At 68.7% G+C, this 21212-nt stretch carries 16 protein-coding genes and 1 tRNA gene; 2 read left to right on the top strand and 15 right to left on the bottom strand.

Translation table 11 applies throughout. The features are described 5' to 3' along the window. Window positions 1-63: 63 nt before the first annotated feature. The gene (locus H288_RS36350; protein ID WP_020096235.1) at window positions 64-345 is read left to right on the top strand and encodes a LysR substrate-binding domain-containing protein; all 282 of its coding nucleotides are present in this window, start codon (window positions 64-66) and stop codon (window positions 343-345) included. 6 nt (window positions 346-351) lie between these two features. Here H288_RS36350 and greA read toward each other — a convergent pair whose 3' ends face one another. Further along, window positions 352-825, bottom strand: coding sequence for a transcription elongation factor GreA (gene greA, locus H288_RS0129805; RefSeq protein WP_020096234.1), 474 nt, complete (start codon window positions 823-825; stop codon window positions 352-354). A gap of 129 nt (window positions 826-954) precedes the next feature. On the opposite strand from greA, the gene H288_RS0129800 reads away from it, so the two are divergent. Beyond that, the gene (locus tag H288_RS0129800) at window positions 955-1764 is read left to right on the top strand and encodes a class I SAM-dependent methyltransferase (RefSeq protein ID WP_020096233.1); all 810 of its coding nucleotides are present in this window, start codon (window positions 955-957) and stop codon (window positions 1762-1764) included. 12 nt (window positions 1765-1776) lie between these two features. On the opposite strand, the gene H288_RS0129795 is transcribed toward H288_RS0129800, so the two are convergent. The 14 genes from H288_RS0129795 to tuf all read right to left on the bottom strand — a co-directional run bounded on the left by H288_RS0129795 (window position 1777) and on the right by tuf (window position 21212). Beyond that, window positions 1777-2763 carry an MDR family oxidoreductase gene (locus tag H288_RS0129795; RefSeq protein WP_026605425.1) on the bottom strand — a complete coding sequence of 329 codons (987 nt, stop codon included), beginning with the start codon at window positions 2761-2763 and terminating at the stop codon, window positions 1777-1779. 73 nt (window positions 2764-2836) lie between these two features. Continuing rightward, window positions 2837-3421 (bottom strand): hypothetical protein, encoded by a 585-nt coding sequence (locus tag H288_RS0129790; protein WP_020096231.1) that lies wholly within the window; start codon window positions 3419-3421, stop codon window positions 2837-2839. A 212-nt stretch (window positions 3422-3633) separates the two neighbouring features. Continuing rightward, window positions 3634-4731, bottom strand: coding sequence for a cell wall hydrolase (locus tag H288_RS0129785; RefSeq protein WP_020096230.1), 1098 nt, complete (start codon window positions 4729-4731; stop codon window positions 3634-3636). Between the two features lie 425 nt (window positions 4732-5156). After that, a complete protein-coding gene (gene rpoC / locus H288_RS0129780) occupies window positions 5157-9368 on the bottom strand; it encodes a DNA-directed RNA polymerase subunit beta' (RefSeq protein WP_026605423.1) in 4212 nt (1403 codons plus the stop codon). A gap of 176 nt (window positions 9369-9544) precedes the next feature. Then, window positions 9545-13669 (bottom strand): DNA-directed RNA polymerase subunit beta, encoded by a 4125-nt coding sequence (rpoB, locus tag H288_RS0129775; RefSeq protein ID WP_020096228.1) that lies wholly within the window; start codon window positions 13667-13669, stop codon window positions 9545-9547. Window positions 13670-13914: 245 nt separating this feature from the next. Beyond that, window positions 13915-14292, bottom strand: a complete 378-nt coding sequence (gene rplL / locus H288_RS0129770; RefSeq protein ID WP_020096227.1) for a 50S ribosomal protein L7/L12 — start codon at window positions 14290-14292, stop codon at window positions 13915-13917. A 49-nt stretch (window positions 14293-14341) separates the two neighbouring features. Beyond that, window positions 14342-14860, bottom strand: a complete 519-nt coding sequence (gene rplJ, locus H288_RS0129765) for a 50S ribosomal protein L10 (protein WP_026605422.1) — start codon at window positions 14858-14860, stop codon at window positions 14342-14344. A 539-nt stretch (window positions 14861-15399) separates the two neighbouring features. Then, window positions 15400-17043 carry a B12-binding domain-containing radical SAM protein gene (locus tag H288_RS0129760; RefSeq protein WP_020096225.1) on the bottom strand — a complete coding sequence of 548 codons (1644 nt, stop codon included), beginning with the start codon at window positions 17041-17043 and terminating at the stop codon, window positions 15400-15402. A 258-nt stretch (window positions 17044-17301) separates the two neighbouring features. Continuing rightward, window positions 17302-18000 (bottom strand): 50S ribosomal protein L1, encoded by a 699-nt coding sequence (gene rplA / locus H288_RS0129755; RefSeq protein ID WP_020096224.1) that lies wholly within the window; start codon window positions 17998-18000, stop codon window positions 17302-17304. Between the two features lie 11 nt (window positions 18001-18011). Then, a complete protein-coding gene (gene rplK, locus H288_RS0129750; protein ID WP_010686899.1) occupies window positions 18012-18461 on the bottom strand; it encodes a 50S ribosomal protein L11 in 450 nt (149 codons plus the stop codon). A 218-nt stretch (window positions 18462-18679) separates the two neighbouring features. Beyond that, on the bottom strand, window positions 18680-19213 hold the full coding sequence (gene nusG, locus H288_RS0129745) for a transcription termination/antitermination protein NusG (protein ID WP_012320778.1): 534 nt from the start codon (window positions 19211-19213) through the stop codon (window positions 18680-18682). A 76-nt stretch (window positions 19214-19289) separates the two neighbouring features. Beyond that, a complete protein-coding gene (gene secE / locus H288_RS0129740; protein WP_020096222.1) occupies window positions 19290-19586 on the bottom strand; it encodes a preprotein translocase subunit SecE in 297 nt (98 codons plus the stop codon). Between the two features lie 182 nt (window positions 19587-19768). Beyond that, window positions 19769-19845, bottom strand: a tRNA-Trp gene (locus H288_RS0129735). Window positions 19846-20021: 176 nt separating this feature from the next. Further along, entirely contained in the window at window positions 20022-21212 is a 1191-nt protein-coding gene (gene tuf, locus H288_RS0129730) for an elongation factor Tu (protein ID WP_020093754.1), read from the bottom strand.

Below are 21212 nucleotides of genomic sequence, written 5' to 3'. Positions count from 1 at the left end.
GCGAGGCGTGGATCAGTCCGGGGCCGCTGGCGGCGGGCGGCGGGCGGCTCGCTCACACGGTTCGTGGAGGCGCGGGCCCCCTCCGACCGCGTCCGCCTGCGGGTCAACGCGGTGATCGGTCTCGAAGCGGCGGTCGAGGCCGGCCTCGGCATCGGTCCGCTTCCCTGCTTCACGGCCGACCTCAATCCGGCGCTGCGACGGCTGTCAGGGCCGCACCCGGAACTCGGGGCGGACCTCTGGATCCTGACGCATCCGGACTTGCGCCACGCGGCGCGAGTCCGGGCCTTCATGGAGCACGTCGCCGAGGCGCTGCTGCCGCTGCGGGCCCGGTTCGAGGGCCGTTGACCCGCCTCAGCGAATCTCGACGACCTCGACCTCGTGGCCGTTCACCTCGACCACGTCGCCGATCGTCTTGCCCGTGATGGCGCGGGCGAGCGGTGCCACGTACGAGATCGAGCCCTTGTGCGGGTCGGCCTCGTCCTCGCCGACGATCCGGAAGGTCTGCCGGGTCTCCTTGCCGGACTCGTCCTCGCGGACCACCGTGACGGTCGAGCCGAACTGCACGGTGTCGCCGCCCCTGGGCTCCACGAGCTGCGCGGTGTTCTTCCGGGCCGCCCAGTAGCGCAGGTCGCGCCCAATGCGGGAATCCTCCGCCTTGTCGGCGGGGTCCAGCGAGGCGACCTCCTTCTCGAGACGCGCGACCTCGGCCTCGATCTGCGCGAGCCCCTCCGGCGTGACGAAGTTCGTGTGCGGCGAGATCGGCCGGTCCGGCAGATTCTCGAACGCTTCCCCACCCTCGGGCTCTTTGACGAATGCGACGCTCATGAAGACGCCAACACGCGAGGTACGGCAAAGGTTCCCGCGCGACGGCGGTTCGGCCGGCCCGGCGTTTTCGCTGTGGCGCGACACGGGCACCGCTCGCTAGACTCTCTGGCGATTCACCCGGAGCCGTCGATGTCATCCCTGTCCGCCGCCGAGGCCGTCGCCGCCAACCGCCAGGCCTGGGATGCCTCCGCGCCCCTGCACCGGAGCGACCCGTCTTGGGACCGGCTGACGCAGAACTTCGCGCGGGATCCCGGCTTCTCCTGCTTCGACCCGCCGATGGAGGCGGCCCTGCGGGCGATCGGCCTCGCCGGGACCTCCGTCGCGCAGCTCTGCTGCAACAACGGGCGGGAGACGGTGTCGCTGATGAATCTCGGCGCCCGGTCGGCGACCGGGTTCGACCAGTCGGAGGCGTTCCTCGCACAGGCCAGGGACCTCGCCGGCATCGCCGGGCGCGACTGCCGCTTCGTCGCGGGCGACGTGCACGCGATCGACGCGGAGCACGACGGTGCCTACGACCTCGCGGTGATCACCATCGGCGTGCTGGGCTGGATGCCCGACCTGCCGCGCTTCCTCGCCGTGGCGGCGCGCCTCCTGCACCCGGGCGGCCGGATCCTCATCCACGAGGAGCACCCCGTCGTGAACATGTTCGAGCCGCGGGCGGAGCAGCCGCTCCTGGTCCGGCACTCCTATTTCCGCACGGCGCCGTTCGTGGGCGAGGACGCCATCGTGTACGGCGACGGGCCGGCCCCGCGGGTCGGACCGCATTACTGGTTCGCCCATCCCGTCGGGATGCTGATCGAGAGCCTGATCGGTGCCGGCCTCGCGATCGAGCGGTTCCGGGAGTTTCCGGACAACATCAGCACCACGGCCTGCGACTTGCTCGCTGCCGACCGGCTCCTGCCGATGAGCTACCTGCTCCAGGCCCGGAAAGCCGCCTGACGGGCGCCGGGCCTACGCCACCGTCACGACGGTCCGGCCTCGGACCTTGCCGGCCAGGATCTCCTCGCCGAGCCGGCCGACCTCCTCCAGGCGGACCGTGCTCGTCATGGCGGCGAGCTTGGCCAGGTCGAGTTCCCGAGCGAGGCGCGCCCAGGCCTCGCGGCGTTTCTTCTGCGGGGTGGTGACGCTGTTGATGCCGAGCAGCGAGACGCCGCGGAGGATGAAGGGCGCCACCGAGGTCGGCAGGTCCATGCCCTGCGCCAGCCCGCAGGCCGCGACGGCGCCGTCCGCCCGGGTCATGGCGAGCACGTTGGCGAGGGTCGTGGAGCCGACGGCGTCGACCCCCGCGGCCCAGCGCTCCTTGCCGAGGGGTTTGCCGGGCTTCGACAGCTCCGCCCGGTCGAGGATCTCGGCGGCCCCGAGGCCCTTCAGGTACTCGGACTCGCCGTCCCGGCCCGTGGAGGCGATCACGTGCCAGCCGGCCCGGGCGAGGAGCGCCACCGCCACCGAGCCGACGCCGCCCGAGGCGCCGGTGACGATGACCGGGCCGTGCTCGGGTTTCACACCGTGGGCGTCCAGCGCCATGCAGCACAGCATCGCCGTGTAGCCGGCAGTGCCCACCGCCATGGCCTGCTCGGCCGTGAGGCCCTGGGGCAGCGGAACCAGCCAGTCGCCCCGGACCCGGGCGCGCTGCGCGTAGGCGCCGAGATGTGTCTCGCCGACGCCCCAGCCGGTGAGCACGACCGCGTCGCCCGGCCTGTACTCCGGATGGTCCGAGGTCTCGACGATCCCCGAGAAGTCGATGCCGGGGATCATCGGGAAGCGGCGCACCACCGGCGACTTGCCGGTGAGCGCGAGGCCGTCCTTGTAGTTCAGGGTCGAGTGCGTCACCCGCACGGTGACGTCGCCGTCCATCAGGTCGGCGTCGTCGAAATCCCGGAAGGCGAGGCTCTGGCCGGCCTCGTTCTTCTCGACCACCCAGGCCTTGAACGTCCCCATCATCACCTCCCGTGCTGCGCGGTGAGGTGTGGCCGGGACGCCCGGAATCAAGGCGACGGCGGTCGTTACCGGCTCAGTATCCGTCGTACCGGCTGCCCGTGTAGAAGCCGAGACCGACGCCGATGTCCGAGGAGCTGGCCCCGGTGATGCCGAGGGCGTCCGGGATCGAGCCGACGAGCGGGCCGCCATAGGCCGCGGGCCGGTAGCCGTAACCGCCGCCGATCGGCGCCCAGCCGGCCCGGGCGGGCGCGACGAGGACGCGGCGGCTGACGCTGGCGTATTCCGGCGGGATCGTCTCGGGGATCGTCTGCGCCGGGCGGATCAGCACGGTCCGGGTGCGGACGGCGAAGCGCGGCGGCGTGGTCACCCAGCAGCCGATCAGCTCGCCGCCGGGGCCGCGGCTGGTCTGCCAGTAGCGGCCGCCGGGCGAGACCATCACGCGCTCCGACACCGTATCGTAGACCGGCGGCGTGGTCCGGTAGACCGTGCGGGGCGGGCGCACCAGCACGTTCTCCTGCACGGTGTCGTAGACCGGCGGCGTGACGACGCGGCGATAGCATTCGGAGCCGTAGCAGCCGCCGGCCTGGGCGGGTGCGGCGAGGAGCACGCCGCCGAGGGCGGCGGCGAGGAGAGCGGTGCGAGCGACCGGCGCGGTCATGGAAGTCCTCTGATACGCATTACTGCGAGACGCGGCGCGGACGCGGCGCTCGTCTCGACGTACCAGAGGCCAGACTCGTTGCCCGGCGCGCAAGCATTATCGGGAACGAAGGTAAAATTAACCCTTGGTTTCGACTGCTTAGGCGTCGCCTACCTAGGTAGGATTGTTCGGATCTTCGACAGTCTCTCTTATGAAGTCCGGTCCGGCCCGGGTCAGGTCTGGCCGGCCCGGAGCTGGTAGAAGATGTGCCGGCCGATCACGTCCATCTTGCGCAGACGGCGGGCCCAGCCCGGACGCACGTAGTCGGCGTGGTAGTGGGTCGCGGCGCCGACCTCCGCGAGGTAGGTCCGGCCCTCGATCACCGAGCGGGCGATGCGGGTGGCGGATTCCCAGGCGCCGGCATCGGTGATGCGCAGCGACTTGCCCTCGCAGGCGAAGGAGAACTGGCACCCCATGTAGTGGTGCCGGTTCTGGTAGACGACGCCGCAGACGCTCGCCGGGTAGAGGCCGCTCTTCACCCGGTTGAGCACCACCTGGGCGACGGCGGCCTGGCCGGCCTCGGGCTCGCTCCGGGCCTCGAAATAGACCGCCTCGGAGAGGCAGCGCTGCTCCTTGTCGAGGGCGTTCGGGTCGATCAGGTCGGCGTAGCGCCGGCGCGCGTCCTCGGGCACCGGCTGGGCGCTGTCGGGCCGCTCGGTGCGGAGCGCGAAATCGGGGAGCGCGAGGCTCGCCGCGGCGATCTCGACGGGGATGGCGTCGGCGGGTGCCGGCGTCGTGGAGGACAGCGCGATGGCCCGCGGCACCGGCGGGGTCGAGCCGTCGAAGCGCTCGGGGCCGCCATCCTCGGTGAGGTCGGCCGTCCCCGCGCCCGTGGAGGCGGCGGTGCCGCTGCCGGTGGTGAGGCCGAGATCCGGCACGGGGACGAAGGCGGCTTCCGGCTCGGATTCCGGGTCCCAGATCGCGGAGCCATGCGTCAGCACGCCGGTGACGCTGCCGGTAACGTCGCCGAACACCAGGGCGCCGCCCGCCTCGCGCAGGTTCGCGGCCCGGCGCGCGAAGCTCTCGGCCGGCGGCCGGGCGGGGTCGCCCTTGCCGGCCCGCTGCACGACCGGGAAAACGTGCGCGCCGGTCTTGAAGGTCGCCTGGGGCGGCTCGTCGCCGAGGCGGCGGAGGGCCGATCCGATCAGCAGGGTGCCGGGCGGCAGCGGCGGGACCGTGTCGGCATCGATCACCCCGAGCCGGCTCGCCCCGATGGCGTTCTCCGTGCCGGCGTCGGCGGTGAACGACACCAGCAGGCCCAGACCGACCATCCAGGGCGTCAGGGCCGCCGAGAGCCAGCGCAGGCTCGATTCCCGTCCTCGTCTCGTGCCCACGACGCCAGACCCGCACTCACGCACCCGAACCGGCCCGATCCTCCCCGTTTCCAGGGTGTTTCTGCGGCCGCGCCGAATTTATCGCGCGGTATGGTTGAGCTGCCGTTAAGGCCGGACGGTCGCGCGCGTCTCGATACGGTTTCGGGGTTGCAGTCGACACTGCCCGGCCCGTCATCACGAGCGCAGCGAAGTGACCCAGGGCAGCGGGACGTCTTCCAGCGTGGCGCGACACTGGGTTGCTTCGCTGCGCTCGCAAAGACGGCGTTCGAGTTGGTGAGGGGACACGGCCGGACAAAGGCAGGCCGGAACGAGAAAGGGCGGCCCGAAGGCCGCCCTCTCGCGTCACGAACCTGCCGACGGCCTCACTCGGCGGCGGCGGGCGGAAGCTCCTCGACCGGCATGGCGCCGCTCTCGGCCTGCTTCTGCTGCAGGATCATCGCGTCGCGGCGGCGGGCGATGGAGCGGATATCCGCCACCATCGAGCCCGTGCCCGCCGGGATCAGCGACCCGACGATGACGTTCTCCTTCAGGCCCTCCAGGGTGTCGACCTTGCCGTTGACCGCCGCCTCGGTGAGGACGCGGGTGGTCTCCTGGAACGAGGCCGCCGAGATGAACGACTTGGTCTGCAGCGACGCCTTGGTGATGCCGAGCAGGACCGGAACGCCCTGGATCGGCTTCTTGCCCTCGGCGAGCAGCTTCTCGTTAAAGTCGGTCAACTCCGTCCGGTCGATCTGGTCACCCGAGAGGATGTCCGAGTCGCCGCCGTCGGTCACTTCGACCTTCTGCAGCATCTGACGGACGATCACCTCGATGTGCTTGTCGTTGATCGACACGCCCTGCAGCCGGTAGACCTCCTGGATCTCGTTGACGAGGTAGGCCGCGAGTTCCTCCACGCCCTTGATCGCCAGGATGTCGTGCGGGGCCGGGTTTCCGTCGACGATGTAATCGCCGAGCTCGACCACGTCCCCGTCCTGCAGGTGGATGTGCTTGCCCTTCGGGATCAGGTACTCGACCGCCTCCGAGCCGTCGTGCGGCGTCAGCGTGAGCCGACGCTTGTTCTTGTAGTCGCGGCCGAACGCGATGGTGCCCGACTTCTCGGCGATGATCGCCGCGTCCTTCGGGCGCCTTGCCTCGAACAACTCCGCCACCCGCGGCAGACCGCCGGTGATGTCGCGGGTCTTGGCCGAGTCGGTCGAGACGCGGGCGAGAATGTCGCCGGCATTCACCTTCGCGCCGGGATCGAAGCCGATGATGGCGTCGACCGGCAGGAAGTAGCGGGCGTCCGAGCCGCGGGGCAGCTTGAGCGCCTTGCCGTCCCGATCGACCACGACCATCGCGGGCTTGAGGTCAGAGGTCCGGGCCGAGCCGCGCCAGTCGACGACGACGCGCTTGGCGATGCCGGTCGACTCGTCGGTGGTCTCGGTCATGGACTGGCCGTCGACCAAGTCCTCGTAGGCCACGATGCCGTCGACCTCGGTGAGGATCGGACGGGTGTAGGGATCCCACTCGGCGATGCGCTGCCCACGCTTGATCTTGTCACCCTCGTCGACTCGGAGCTTGGCGCCGTACTGCAGGCGGTGGACCGCCCGCTCGACCCCGTCCGACCCGACGACCACCACCGCCACGTTGCGGCCGGTGGCGATCAGATCGCCATCGGAGTTCTTGGCGATCGCGCGGTTGCGGATCTTGATCGTGCCCTCGAAGCTCGACTCGATGAACGACGAGTCGGCGATCTGGGCCGCACCGCCGATGTGGAAGGTGCGCATCGTGAGCTGCGTGCCCGGCTCGCCGATCGACTGCGCCGCGATGACGCCGACGGCCTCGCCCATGTTGACGGGCGTGCCGCGGGCGAGGTCGCGCCCATAGCAGGTGGCGCAGACGCCACTCTTGGTGGCGCAGACCAGCACCGAGCGGATCTTCACCTCCTGGATGCCGGCGGCGTTGATCGCCGGAAGGTGCCGCTCCTCGATGGTCTCGCCGGTCTTGACGATCACCGTGCCGTCCGCGGCCACCAGATCCTCGGCCGTGGCACGGCCCAGGATGCGGGTGGCGAGCGTCGCCACGACCTGGCCGGCATCCACGATGGCGCGCATCTTGATGCCGTTGGTCGTGCCGCAATCGACCTCGCGGATGACGGCGTCCTGGGCCACGTCGACGAGGCGGCGGGTCAGGTAGCCGGAATTCGCGGTCTTCAGGGCGGTGTCGGCCAGGCCCTTACGGGCACCGTGCGTGGAGTTGAAGTACTCCAGAACGTCCAGGCCTTCCTTGAAGTTCGAGATGATCGGGGTCTCGATGATCTCGCCCGACGGCTTGGCCATGAGGCCGCGCATCGCCGCAAGCTGCTTCATCTGGGCAGGCGAGCCGCGGGCACCCGAGTGGCTCATCATGTAGATCGAGTTGACCTGCTTGTCGGCCCCGTGCTCGTCCTTCTGGACGGCCGAGATCCGGCCCATCATCTCGGCGGCCAGCTTGTCCGAGCACTTGGCCCAGGCATCGACGACCTTGTTGTACTTCTCGCCCTGGGTGATCAGGCCGTCGTTGTACTGCTGCTCGTAATCCTTCACGAGCGCGCGGGTCGTGTCGACGATCGACCACTTGTTCTCCGGCACGACCATGTCGTCCTTGCCGAACGAGATGCCGGCCTTGAACGCGTGGTTGAAGCCGAGCGCCATGATCCGGTCGCAGAAGATCACCGACTCCTTCTGACCGCAGTGGCGGTAGACGGTGTCGATCATCGCCGAGATCTCCTTCTTGGTCATCAGCTTGTTGACGACGTCGAAGGGCACCTTGGCGTGCTTCGGCAGGGCGCCGGAGAGGATCACGCGGCCGGGGGTGGTCTCGTAGGTCTTGGTCAGGGGCTCACCGTCCGGGCCGATACCGGTCCAGCGCCACTTGATCTTCGAGTGCAGCGACACGGCCTTGGCGGCGAGAGCGTGCTCCAGCTCGCCCATGTCGCCGTAGACGCCCTGCATCGGGTTCTTGGTGTTGCCCGGCTTGAACTCGCCCGGCGCGCCCTCGGCCACGATCGACAGGTAGTAGAGGCCGAGAACGATGTCCTGCGACGGCACGATGATCGGCTGACCGTTGGCCGGGTGCAGGATGTTGTTGGTCGACATCATCAGGACGCGCGCTTCCAGCTGCGCCTCGAGCGACAGCGGGACGTGCACGGCCATCTGGTCGCCGTCGAAATCGGCGTTGAACGCGGCGCAGACCAGCGGGTGCAGCTGGATCGCCTTGCCCTCGATCAGCTTCGGCTCGAAGGCCTGGATGCCGAGGCGGTGCAGCGTCGGCGCGCGGTTCAGCATCACCGGGTGCTCGCGGATCACCTCATCGAGGATGTCCCAGACCTCCGGCTTCTCCTTCTCCACGAGCTTCTTGGCCTGCTTGACGGTGGCCGAGAAGCCCTTGGCGTCGAGGCGGGCGTAGATGAACGGCTTGAACAGCTCCAGCGCCATCTTCTTGGGCAGGCCGCACTGGTGCAGCTTCAGCTCCGGACCCACCACGATGACTGAGCGGCCCGAGTAGTCGACGCGCTTGCCGAGCAGGTTCTGGCGGAACCGGCCCTGCTTGCCCTTGAGCATGTCGGCGAGCGACTTCAGCGGGCGCTTGTTGGCACCCGTGATGACGCGGCCGCGGCGGCCGTTGTCGAACAGGGCGTCGACGGCCTCCTGCAGCATCCGCTTCTCGTTGCGGATGATGATGTCGGGCGCGCGCAGCTCGATCAGCCGCTTCAGGCGGTTGTTGCGGTTGATGACGCGGCGGTAGAGGTCGTTGAGGTCGGAGGTCGCGAAGCGGCCGCCGTCCAGCGGGACCAGCGGGCGCAGGTCCGGCGGGATCACCGGCACGACCGTGAGGATCATCCATTCCGGCTTGTTGCCGGACATCTGGAAGGCCTCGATGATCTTGAGCCGCTTCAGGAGCTTCTTGGGCTTCAGCTCCGAGGTGGTGACGGCGATCTCCTCGCGCAGATCGTTGGCGATCTTGTCGAGGTCCAGCTCCTGCAGGATGCGCCGGATGGCCTCGGCGCCGATCATGGCGGTGAACGAGTCCTCGCCGTACTCCTCCTGCGCGCGCAGGTACTCCTCCTCCGACAGGAGCTGACGCTCCTTCAGGGGGGTGAGGCCCGGCTCGATGACGCAGTACGACTCGAAGTACAGGATCCGCTCGAGGTCCTTGAGCGCCATGTCGAGCAGCAGGCCGATGCGGCTCGGCAGCGACTTCAGGAACCAGATATGCGCGACGGGGGCGGCCAGCTCGATGTGGCCCATGCGGTCGCGCCGGACGCGCGCGAGGGTGACCTCGACGCCGCACTTCTCGCAGATGACGCCCTTGTACTTCATGCGCTTGTACTTGCCGCACAAGCACTCGTAGTCCTTGATCGGCCCGAAGATGCGCGCGCAGAACAGGCCGTCGCGCTCGGGCTTGAAGGTCCGGTAGTTGATGGTCTCGGGCTTCTTGATCTCACCGTACGACCAGGAGAGGATCTTCTCCGGGGACGAGATCGAGATCTTGATCTGATCGAAGCTGACCGGCTGGGCCTGCTGGTTGAAAAGGTTCATGACCTCTTGGTTCATGATCCGCTCCTTGTTGACGCCGGCAGCCCCGCGCCGGGCCACCGCGTCCTGAAAAAGATCCGGCGCCGCGCCCCGCGCGGGCGCTGCTCACCGTCGTCGAACCCCGGAAGGCCCCTCCCCTTCCCGCTCGACCGTGGCGGCGGGCAACCGCCGCCACGGGAGGTGTGGTCTCTCTCTTACTCGGCCGCGTCGGCCGGGGGCTCAAGCTGGTCGTTGGCGGCCTTCTTGGAGGACGTCAGCTCGACGTTGAGGCCGAGCGAGCGCATCTCCTTGACGAGCACGTTGAACGACTCGGGGATGCCGGCCTCGAAGGTGTCGTCGCCGCGGACGATCGCCTCGTAGACCTTGGTGCGGCCGGCCACGTCGTCCGACTTCACCGTCAGCATCTCCTGCAGCGTGTAGGCCGCGCCGTAGGCCTCCAGCGCCCAGACCTCCATCTCGCCGAAGCGCTGGCCGCCGAACTGCGCCTTGCCGCCCAGCGGCTGCTGGGTGACGAGCGAGTACGGGCCGATCGAGCGCGCGTGGATCTTGTCGTCCACGAGGTGGTGGAGCTTCAGCATGTAGATGTAGCCCATCGTCACCTTGCGGTCGAAGGGCTCGCCGGTGCGCCCGTCGTAGAGCGTCGACTGCGCCGAGCGGTCGAGACCGGCCATCTCCAGCATCTGCTCGATATCGGCCTCCTTGGCGCCGTTGAAGACCGGCGTGGCCATCGGCACGCCGCGGCGGACGTTGTTGCCGGCCTCGGCCAGCTCCTCGTCCGTCAGGCCGTCGAGCTCGCCCGGGGAGTAGATCGCCTTCATCTCCTCTCGCAGCGGCGCGATGTCCTGCGACTTCAGATAGGCATCCACCGCCTTCGACACCTTGCGACCCAGGCCCGCAGCCGCCCAGCCGAGGTGCGTCTCCAGGATCTGGCCGACGTTCATGCGCGAGGGCACGCCCAGCGGGTTGAGCACGATGTCGGCATGCGTCCCGTCCTCTAGGAACGGCATGTCCTCGATCGGCACGATCCGCGACACGACACCCTTGTTGCCGTGACGGCCGGCCATCTTGTCGCCCGGCTGGATCTTGCGCTTCACCGCCACGAAGACCTTGACCATCTTCATGACGCCGGGGGGCAGCTCGTCGCCGCGCTGCAGCTTCTCGACCTTGTCGAGGAAGCGCTGCTCGAGGCGCTTCTTCGACTCGTCGTACTGCTTCTGCATCGCCTCCATCTCGGTCATGAGACGGTCCTCGATGACGGCGAACTGCCACCACTGCGAGCGCGGGTAATCGTTGATCAGCTCGCGGGTGAGCGTGGTGTCCTTCCGGAAGCCCTTCGGGCCGGCCACCGGCGCCTGACCGATCAGCACGTCCGCGAGGCGGGCGTAGGTGTTGCGGTCGAGGATCGCCTGCTCGTCGTCGCGGTCCTTGGCGAGGCGCTCGATCTCCTCGCGCTCGATCGCCTGGGCGCGCTCGTCCTTGTCGACGCCGTGGCGGTTGAACACGCGGACTTCCACGATGGTCCCGGTGACGCCCGGCGGCACCCGCAGGGAGGTGTCGCGCACGTCCGAGGCTTTCTCGCCGAAGATGGCGCGGAGCAGCTTCTCCTCGGGCGTCATCGGGCTCTCGCCCTTCGGGGTGATCTTGCCGACGAGGATGTCGCCGGCGTTCACCTCGGCACCGATGTAGACGATGCCGGCCTCGTCGAGGTTCTTGAGCGCTTCCTCGGAGACGTTCGGGATGTCGCGGGTGATCTCCTCCGGCCCGAGCTTGGTGTCGCGGGCCATCACCTCGAACTCCTCGATGTGGATCGAGGTGAACACGTCATCCTTCACGATCCGCTCGGAGAGCAGGATCGAGTCCTCGAAGTTGTAGCCGTTCCACGGCATGAACGCGACGAGCACGTTCCGGCCGAGGGCCAACTCGCCGAACTCGGTCGAGGGACCGTCGGCGATGATCTCGCCCTTCTTGACGAACTCGCCGACGCGGACCAGCGGCTTCTGCGTGATGCAGGTCGACTGGTTGGAGCGCTGGAACTTCTGCAGCCGGTAGATGTCGACGCCCGGCTTGTTGGCGTCGGCCTCCTCGGTGGCGCGGATGACGATGCGGGTGGCGTCCACCTGGTCGACGATGCCGGCCCGGCGGGCCGCGATGGCGGCGCCGGAATCCCGGGCGACCACCGCCTCCATGCCGGTGCCCACGAACGGGGCGTCGGCGCGGACCAGTGGCACCGCCTGGCGCTGCATGTTCGAGCCCATCAGCGCGCGGTTGGCGTCGTCGTTCTCGAGGAACGGGATCAGCGCCGCGGCCACCGAGACGAGCTGCTTCGGCGACACGTCCATGAGGTCGACGCGCTCGGGCCCGACGACGATCACCTCGCCGGCCCGGCGGCAGACCACGAGGTCCTCCGTGAGCTTGCGGTTCTCGTCCATCTGGGCGTTCGCCTGGGCGACGTAGTACTTCGCCTCCTCCATGGCCGAGAGGTAGGCGACCTCGTCGGTGACCACGCCGTCGCGCACGCGGCGGAACGGGGTCTCGATGAAGCCGTACTTGTTCACCCGCGCGAAGGTGGCGAGCGAGTTGATCAGGCCGATGTTCGGGCCTTCCGGCGTCTCGATCGGGCAGATGCGGCCGTAATGGGTCGGGTGCACGTCGCGCACCTCGAACCCGGCGCGCTCGCGGGTCAGACCGCCCGGGCCCAGCGCCGAGAGGCGGCGCTTGTGCGTCACCTCGGAGAGCGGGTTGGTCTGGTCCATGAACTGCGACAGCTGCGACGAGCCGAAGAACTCGCGCACGGCCGCGGCCGCGGGCTTCGCGTTGATCAGGTCCTGCGGCATGACCGTGTCGATGTCGACCTGACTCATGCGCTCGCGGATGGCGCGCTCCATGCGCAGGAGGCCCAGGCGGTACTGGTTCTCCATGAGCTCGCCCACCGAGCGGACGCGGCGGTTGCCGAGGTGGTCGATGTCGTCGACCTCACCCTTGCCGTCGCGCAGCTCCACGAGCGCCTTGACCACCGCCAGCATGTCCTCCTTGCGGAGCGTGCGCACGGTGTCGGCGGCGTCGAGGTCGAGGCGCATGTTCATCTTCACGCGGCCGACCGCCGAGAGGTCGTAGCGCTCGGAATCGAAGAACAGCGAGTGGAACATCGCCTCGGCGGTCTCGAGGGTCGGCGGCTCGCCCGGGCGCATGACCCGGTAGATGTCGAACAGCGCACCCTCGCGGTTGGAGTTCTTGTCCACCGCCAGCGTGTTGCGGATGTAGGGGCCGATGTTGACGTGGTCGATGTCGAGCACCGGCAGCTCGGTGATCCCGACCTCCTCCAGGCTCTTCAGGAGCTTGTCGGTGACCTCCTCGCCGGCCTCGGCCCAGATCTCGCCGGTCTGCACGTTGACGAGGTCTTCGGCGACGTACTGGCCGACGAGATCCTCGTCGGTCGCCTTGAGGGACTTGGTGCCCTTCTCGGTGATCTGGCGGGCGTTGCGGGCATTCAGCTTCTTGCCGGCCTCGAGCACGACCTCGCCGGAATCGGCGTCGATCAGGTCGACGGTGGCCTTCATGCCCTTCATGCGCTCGGCGTCGAACGGCACGCGCCAGTCGGCGCCGTCCCGGTCGTAGACGACCTTGTTGTAGAAGGTCGACAGGATCTCCTCGCCGTCGAGACCCAGGGCGTAGAGCAGCGACGTCGCCGGCAGCTTGCGCTTCCGGTCGATGCGGACGTGCACGATGTCCTTGGCGTCGAACTCGACGTCGAGCCAGGAGCCCCGGTACGGGATGATGCGGGCGGCGAACAGGAGCTTGCCCGAGGAGTGGGTCTTGCCCTTGTCGTGGTCGAAGAACACGCCCGGCGAGCGGTGCATCTGCGAGACGATGACGCGCTCGGTGCCGTTGACGATGAAGGTGCCGTTCTCCGTCATCAGGGGCATGTCGCCCATGTAGACGTCCTGCTCCTTGATGTCCTTGACGGACTTCGCCTGGGTGTCCGGATCGACATCGAACACGATGAGGCGCAGCGTGACCTTCAGCGGGGCCGCGAAGGTGATGCCGCGCTGGCGGCACTCGTCGACGTCGTATTTCGGGGCCTCGAAGGTGTAGCGCACGAACTCGAGCAGCGCCGTGGAGGCGAAGTCGGAGATCGGGAACACCGACTTGAACACGCTCTGCAGCCCCTCGTCGGCGCGCCCGCCCTCGGGCTCGTCGACCATCAGGAACTGGTCGTAGGACGCCTTCTGAACCTCGATGAGGTTCGGCATCTCGGCAACTTCCTTGATCTTGCCGAAGAACTTCCGAATGCGCTTGCGACCGACCAGCGTGTTGGCCATGTGACCTCGCTCCTACCCGCGTGCCTCGCGCCCGGGGAAGCGTTCCCGAAAGGGACCTCCCGCACCGGGCCGTGACGCGCGCCCCGCCGAGCCGCGCCACCGAACCGAATCTCTTGCCGGTCCCGTTCCGGGACCATCCGCCGAAGCGGCCTAAAGCCCGCGGGCGCTGACCCGCGGGCTCCGGTCACGACAGGCTCGCGCGGAGCCTTCGTGGGGTGATGGGCCGGGACCGGCCCATCGTCGACTTACTTGAGCTCGACCTTGGCGCCGGCCTTCTCGAGCTGGGCCTTGAGCTTCTCGGCCTCGTCCTTGGCGACGCCTTCCTTGATCGGCTTCGGCGCGCCCTCGACCAGGTCCTTGGCCTCCTTGAGGCCGAGGCCGGTGATCGCGCGGACCTCCTTGATGACCTCGATCTTCTTGTCGCCGGCGGAGGCGAGGACGACCGTGAACTCGGTCTGCTCCTCGGCAGCGGCGGCGGCGCCACCGGCGGCCGGGCCGGCGGCCACGGCGACGGCAGCGGCGGCCGAGACGCCCCACTTCTCCTCGAGCATCTTGGCCAGGTCAGCGGCCTCGAGCACGGTCAGCGAGGACAGGTCGTCGACGAGCTTGGCGAGATCAGCCATTTTGAATTCCTCTCAGATATCGGTTTGAACGGATGGATTTTGAAGGGCCTCAGGCGGCCTCGTCCTTGTTGGCATAGGCCCCGAACACGCGGGCGAGCTTCGCCGCCGGCGCGTTGACGACCTGAGCGATCTTGGTCGCGGGCGCCTGCACGAGGCCCACGATCTTGGCGCGCAGTTCGTCGAGGGACGGGAGCGAGGCGAGCGCCTTCACGCCGTCCGGGTTCAGGGCGGTCTTCCCCATCGCGCCGCCGAGGATCACGAGCTTGTCGTTGACCTTGGCGAAATCGACCGCGACCTTCGCGGCAGCGACCGGATCGCCGGAATAGGCGAGCAGGGTCGGGCCCTTCAGGAGCGGCTTGATGGAGGCGACGTCCGTGCCATCGAGTGCGATGCCGGCGAGGCTGTTCTTGGCGACCTTCACGGTGGCGCCGGCCTGCTTCATCTGCGCGCGCAGCTTCTGCATGTCGGCGACCGTGAGGCCCTTGTAGTGGGCCACGACGACGACGGCGCTCTGATTGAACACGCCGTTGAGCGTCGAGACGAGATCAGCTTTAGCTGTCCGGTCCACTGGGCTCTCTCCGGTTGGCGGAACCCGGTCTCGGGTCCGCCGGTTGCACATGCCGCCCGGACGTGGTCTCGGCCTTCAGGAAGACCGGGAACGTCCGAACGACGCTTCGCGGCCCTGTCCCCGCGCGTGCCCCTTCGGGCCGCCTCGGGCGAGTTGGTTCAAACCGACACCCCTCCGCGGCCGGGGCCGGGGCGAGGCTTTTCGAATTCGGTCTTCCCCGTCTGTGCAGGCTGGCGGATTAAGCCGGCGAACCGGCACCTGCAGTCTCGGACAGGACATGGCCGGACAAGGCTCCGCGGGACTCGTCGCCCCTGGGATCCTTCCGGCCAGTGCCACCCGGTTGCCCGGGCGACATTTCGAGCGGAAACCGGCCGATCGGCCGCTCTCCTTCCGTGAGGATGAAATGCGTGAGGCGCGGTGTATAGAGCCTAGCAAGCCGCCTGCCAAGGGCCGGAGCGCGACTTTTCCGCCGCAGGCAAGGACTTGCGCGGGTACCCTGCCGCCGCTGCATCGCTCGGGGCCCTTCCCGGGATCCCCGGCTAGGCCGCCTCGCGCTCCGGCACCAGCTTGCGCCGCGCGGTCTCCCACCAGCTGCGGTCGCGGGCGGCCTTCGCCTCCGCGGCCTTCGCGGCGTAGAACGAGGCGTTGTGCTCGCCGCGCAGGGCCTCGCGGGTGAAGCGGATCAGGTGGTGGGCCACGAAGCCCATGTTGAACACCGCCTCGATCTGCCCGCGCTTCAGCGCGTAGCCGGCCGCGCTCCAGAACGGCCTGCGGTAGTCGGAGAAGATCCCGACGCGGGTGATGATGTTGAAGCCCAGGATGAGGCCGCGGCGCAGGTTGGTGAACGTGAGCTTGCCGGCCGTCGGCGTGGTGATGCGGTTCGGGTAGGTCACCGCGCACTGGTGCTTGAAGCGCTCGAAGATCTTCTCCGGCTCGTAGGCGTGCGCGATCGCCCGGCGCCAGCTGCTCACCACCGAATCGTGGGGGCGCTTGAACAGGACGTTCGACTCGAGGCTGGCGTCGTGGAGGAGCCGGCCCTCGCGCTCCAGCCGGTCCCAGAGCGGGGTCTTGGGCAGGGCCTGGAGCAGGTTGATGGTCAGGACCGGGATCGCCGAGCGGTCGATGAAGTCGATCAGGTTCTGCTCGGATTTGTCGGTGTCCGAATCGAGGCCCAGGATGATGCCGGAGGTCACCTCGAGCCCGTAGGAATTGAGGGTCTCGATCGCCTCGTACATCGGCACGGCGGCGTTGTGGGTCTTGTCGATGCCCTTGAGGGCGTCCGCCTCCGGGGTCTCGATCCCGACGAACACCGTCATGAAGTTGGCCTGCCGCATCAGCTCCAGGATCTCGGGCTGCTTGGCCATGTTCAGCGTCGCCTCGCAGGCGAACTGGAGCGGGTAGCTGTTCCGCTTCTGCCATTCCACGAGGTGCGGCAGCATCTCGCGGGTCGCCTTGCGGTTGCCGATGAAGTTGTCGTCGACGAAGTAGACCACCGCCGGGTGGCCCGGCTGGCTGACGATGGCGTCGAGCTCGGCGCACATCTGCTCCGGGCTCTTCAGGCGCGGCTGGCGGCCGTAGAGCTGCGGGATGTCGCAGAACTCGCAGCGGTAGGGGCAGCCCGAAGAGAATTGCAGGGAGCCGATCAGGTAGCGCTTGAGCGGCGCCGCCTCGTAGGCCGGTGCCGGGAAGTCCGCGAGCGGGAGGCGATCCTTGGTCTCCAGCACCACCTGGGCGGGCGGCGGCGTGAGGTCCGCGTCGAGGCGGGCGACGAGCTGGTCGGTGGCGTCGCCGATCTCGCCGATATGGAGGTAGTCGAAGTCGCCGTACTTCTCAGGCGCGCCCGAGACCGAGGGGCCGCCCAGCACCGTCACCTTCCCGGCCGCGCGGGCGCGGTCGCGGATATCGTGGATCTGCGGCTCCTGGATGTGCATCCCGGAGACGAAGACTGCGTCGGCCCAGGCGAAGTCGGCCGGGCCCGCGCGGCGGATATTCTCATCGATGAACCGGCATTCCCAAGCCTCCGGCATGTAGGCCGCGATCAGCAGCAGCCCCTGCGGCGGCATGAACGCCTTCACCCCGCCCATCAGCGGGTAGGCGTGGGAGAATGTCCCGAAGGACGGCGTGTAGGCGGGAAAGACGCACAGGATGCGTCGCTTGGAGGTGACCGTCAGGGTGCATCGCATGCCGGCCTATCTAGCACAGCCGCGGCCGTTGGCGCCCCCCTCGGCGGTTAAGAATGGCGTGAGGGACGCAGGTTCGGGCCGGCCCATCGCGGCTTGTCTTCCTGTCGCGTCACCGACCGTATTCCGCGCCTGCCACGCGCCCTGGACAGGCCTGCGTCGGAGACAGGTCCGAGACAGGGACGAGCACCGATCCCGCGAACGCAGAGCGCCCGGCCGTTCCCGGCCGGGCGCTCCGCAGCGTCGACGATTCGTCGCGCCTCAGGCGGTCAGGACCGTGTTCGGCTCGACCTTCACGCCCGGGCCCATCGTCGAAGTGACGGCGATGCGCTGGACGTAGGTGCCCTTGGCGCCCGCGGGCTTCGCCTTGGCGACGGCGTCCGCGAAGGCCTTGATGTTCTCGACGAGCTTGTCGGCGTCGAACGAGACCTTGCCGACGCCGGCATGGACGATGCCGGCCTTCTCGACGCGGAACTCGACCGAGCCGCCCTTGGCGCCGGCGACGGCGCCCTTCACGTCCATGGTGACGGTGCCGACCTTCGGGTTCGGCATCAGGCCGCGCGGGCCCAGCACCTTACCGAGACGGCCGACCAGCGGCATCATGTCGGGGGTCGCGATGCAGCGATCGAACTCGATCTTGCCGCTCTGCACGATCTCGAGGAGATCCTCGGCGCCGACGATGTCGGCACCGGCGGCCTTGGCGTCGTCCGCCTTGGCGCCGCGGGCGAAGACCGCCACGCGCACCGTCCGGCCGGAGCCGTTCGGCAGGTTGCAGACGCCGCGGACCATCTGGTCGGCGTGGCGGGGATCGACGCCGAGATTCATCGAGACCTCGACGGTCTCGTCGAACTTCGCGGTCGCCCGCTCCTTGACCAGCTTGATCGCCTCGTCGAGCGCGTAGAGCTTGGTCGCCTCGATGCCCTCGCGGGCGGCGCGGATGCGCTTGCCTTCCTTAGCCATGCTGCCCTCCCTTACGCGACGACTTCGAGGCCCATGGCCCGCGCGGAGCCACGGATCATCGCGACGGCCGACTCGACCGTGTCGCAGTTGAGGTCGGGCATCTTCTTCTCGGCGATCTCGCGAAGCTGCGCCTCGGTGATCTTGCCGACGGTCGGGCCCTTGCCCGGGGTCTTGGAACCGGAGGCCGGCTTCTTGCCGAGCTTCAGGCCGACGGCCTTCTTCAGGAAGAAGGTGACCGGGGGCTGCTTCATCTCGAAGGTGAAGGAGCGGTCCTGATACGCGGTGATGATCACCGGGATCGGGGTGCCCTTCTCCATCTGCGCGGTCTTCGCGTTGAAGGCCTTGCAGAATTCCATGATGTTGAGGCCGCGCTGACCGAGCGCGGGGCCGATCGGCGGCGACGGGTTGGCGGCGCCGGCCGGGACCTGAAGCTTCACGTAGCCCGTGATCTTCTTCGCCATGGGACTGCTCCCAATGAAAATCCGCCCCCGTGCGGCCTGAAGCGCGGCGGGTCGGACGGTTGCAGGTCGCGGTGCGAGCCGTGGATCCCGGAGGCGAAGCCGGGCGGTTCTCCCGCGGATGGTGCCGCATCCGCGAACGGGATGCGGCGGCTTCGCGGCCGCCGCTCAGCGAGGGCCGGGAAAGATGGGCGGCCGGGCGGCCGCCGGACTCAGGAGGCTCAGGCCTTCTCGACCTGGGCGTATTCGAGCTCGACCGGCGTGGCGCGGCCGAAGATCGACACGGCCACCTTGAGGCGGGAGCGGGCGTCGTCGATCTCCTCGACGGTGCCGTTGAAGCTGGCGAACGGGCCGTCGGCGACCCGGACGGTCTCGCCGATCTCGAAGGAGATCGAGGGCTTCGGCCGGTCGACGCCCTCGGCGACCTGGCCCTTGATCCGCTCGGCCTCGGCGTCCGGGATCGGCACCGGCTTCGACTTGTCGGCCCCGAGGAAGCCCGTGACCTTCGGGGTGTTCTTGATCAGGTGGTAGACCTCGTCGGTGAGGTCGCACTTCACCAGCACGTAGCCGGGGAAGAACTTGCGCTCCGCGTCGACCTTCCGGCCGCGGCGGACCTCCACGACCTTCTCGGTCGGGACCATCACCTCGTCGAACAGCTCGGTCAGCCCGCGCTGGGCCGCCTGGTCCTTGATGGACTGGGCAACCTTGTTCTCGAAGTTCGAGTAGGCGTGGACGATGTACCAGCGCTTCGACACGGTTCCGTTCAACTCCGACAAGTCCCCGGGGTCACCCCCGATCGGCGGCGAGCCGCCCCCAGACGCCCAGGATTTCTCAGACGCCCAGGATCAGGCCGACCAAGAAGCGCAGGGCCTGATCCACGACCGTGAAGAACAGGCTCGCGGCGACGACCATCACGAACACCATGATGGTCGTGATCGTGGTCTCCCGGCGGGTCGGCCACGTGACCTTGCGGGCCTCGTCGCGCACCTGGGCGAAGAACTCGCCCGGCGTGGCGCGCTTCTGCGGCGCGCGGGCGGGGGTCGCGGGCCGGGCGGGCGGCGGATTCGCGGGACCGCGGGCCGCGCCGCGCACTAGGTCCACCTTCTTGGTCGCTTCGTTCGATGCCATGGCGCCAGTGTCTGTGCGTGTTCGGCCCCGAGGCAGAGACCGCATCCGGGAATGCGAATGTCGGCGCCGAGGACCCGGATGGGCCCGCACCGACGGTCGCTTCAGATCTCGGATTGCGCCCGCTCTAGCGCAAGTCCCCTGGCTTGTCGACCGGGCCGCCGCGCGGGATCGGGCTGAATGTCTGGCAGGAGTGGAGGGACTCGAACCCGCAACCTCCGGTTTTGGAGACCGGCGCTCTGACCAGTTGAGCTACACTCCTAGCGCACCGCCCAATGCCCCATCGCGGCGCGGCTTGCAAGGGGTCGCTTGCGGGAAGCAGACGGGAAGCGGCGCCGACAGGACCCCGCCCGCCCGAAACGACGACGCCGGCCCCGTCGAGACGGGAGCCGGCGTCGGAGAGGCGGGGCGGCGCGCGGCGCCGCCCCGGATCGATCGTCAGTCGTTGATGGCGGCGACGACGCCGGCGCCGACGGTGCGGCCGCCCTCGCGGATGGCGAAGCGCAGCTTCTCCTCCATGGCCACCGGCACGATCAGCGCCACGTCCATGGTCACGTTGTCGCCCGGCATCACCATCTCGGTGCCCTCCGGCAGCGTGCAGATCCCGGTCACGTCCGTGGTCCGGAAGTAGAACTGCGGCCGGTAGTTGGTGAAGAACGGCGTGTGGCGGCCGCCCTCCTCCTTGGTCAGGATGTACGCCTCGGCCTTGAACTTCGAGTGCGGCTTCACCGAACCCGGCTTGCACACGACCTGGCCGCGCTCCACGTCCTCGCGCTTCGTGCCGCGCAGCAGCACGCCGACGTTGTCGCCCGCCTGCCCCTGGTCGAGCAGCTTGCGGAACATCTCCACGCCCGTCACCGTCGTCTTGGTGGTCGCCCGGATGCCGACGATCTCGACTTCCTCGCCCACCTTCACGATGCCGCGCTCGACGCGACCCGTCACCACCGTGCCGCGGCCCGAGATCGAGAACACGTCCTCGATCGGCATCAGGAACGGCATGTCGATCGGACGCTCCGGCTGCGGGATGTAGCTGTCCACGGTCGCCATCAGCGCCAGGACCGCCTCCTTGCCGATCTTCGGCTCCTTGTCCTCGAGCGCCATCAGCGCCGAGCCCTTGGTGATCGGGATGTCGTCGCCCGGGAAGTCGTACTTCGACAGCAGCTCGCGCACCTCCAGCTCGACCAGCTCCAGGAGCTCCTCGTCGTCGACCATGTCGACCTTGTTGAGGAACACCACCAGCGCCGGGACGCCGACCTGGCGGGCCAGCAGGATGTGCTCGCGGGTCTGCGGCATCGGGCCGTCGGCCGCCGACACCACCAGGATCGCGCCGTCCATCTGCGCCGCGCCCGTGATCATGTTCTTCACGTAGTCGGCGTGGCCGGGGCAATCCACGTGCGCGTAGTGACGGTTCTGCGTCTCGTACTCCACGTGCGCCGTCGAGATCGTGATCCCGCGCGCCTTCTCCTCAGGCGCCTTGTCGATCTGGTCGTAGGCCGTGAACGTCGCCCCGCCCGTCTCGGCCAGGACCTTCGTGATCGCCGCCGTCAGAGACGTCTTGCCGTGATCGACGTGGCCGATCGTGCCAATGTTGCAGTGCGGCTTGGTGCGGGAGAACTTTTCCTTGCCCAT

Source organism: Methylobacterium sp. 285MFTsu5.1, from assembly GCF_000383455.1.
Taxonomy (GTDB): Bacteria; Pseudomonadota; Alphaproteobacteria; order Rhizobiales; family Beijerinckiaceae; genus Methylobacterium.
Note: the sequence above shows the minus strand (reverse complement) of the source record. Positions and strands in the feature narration are given on the sequence as shown.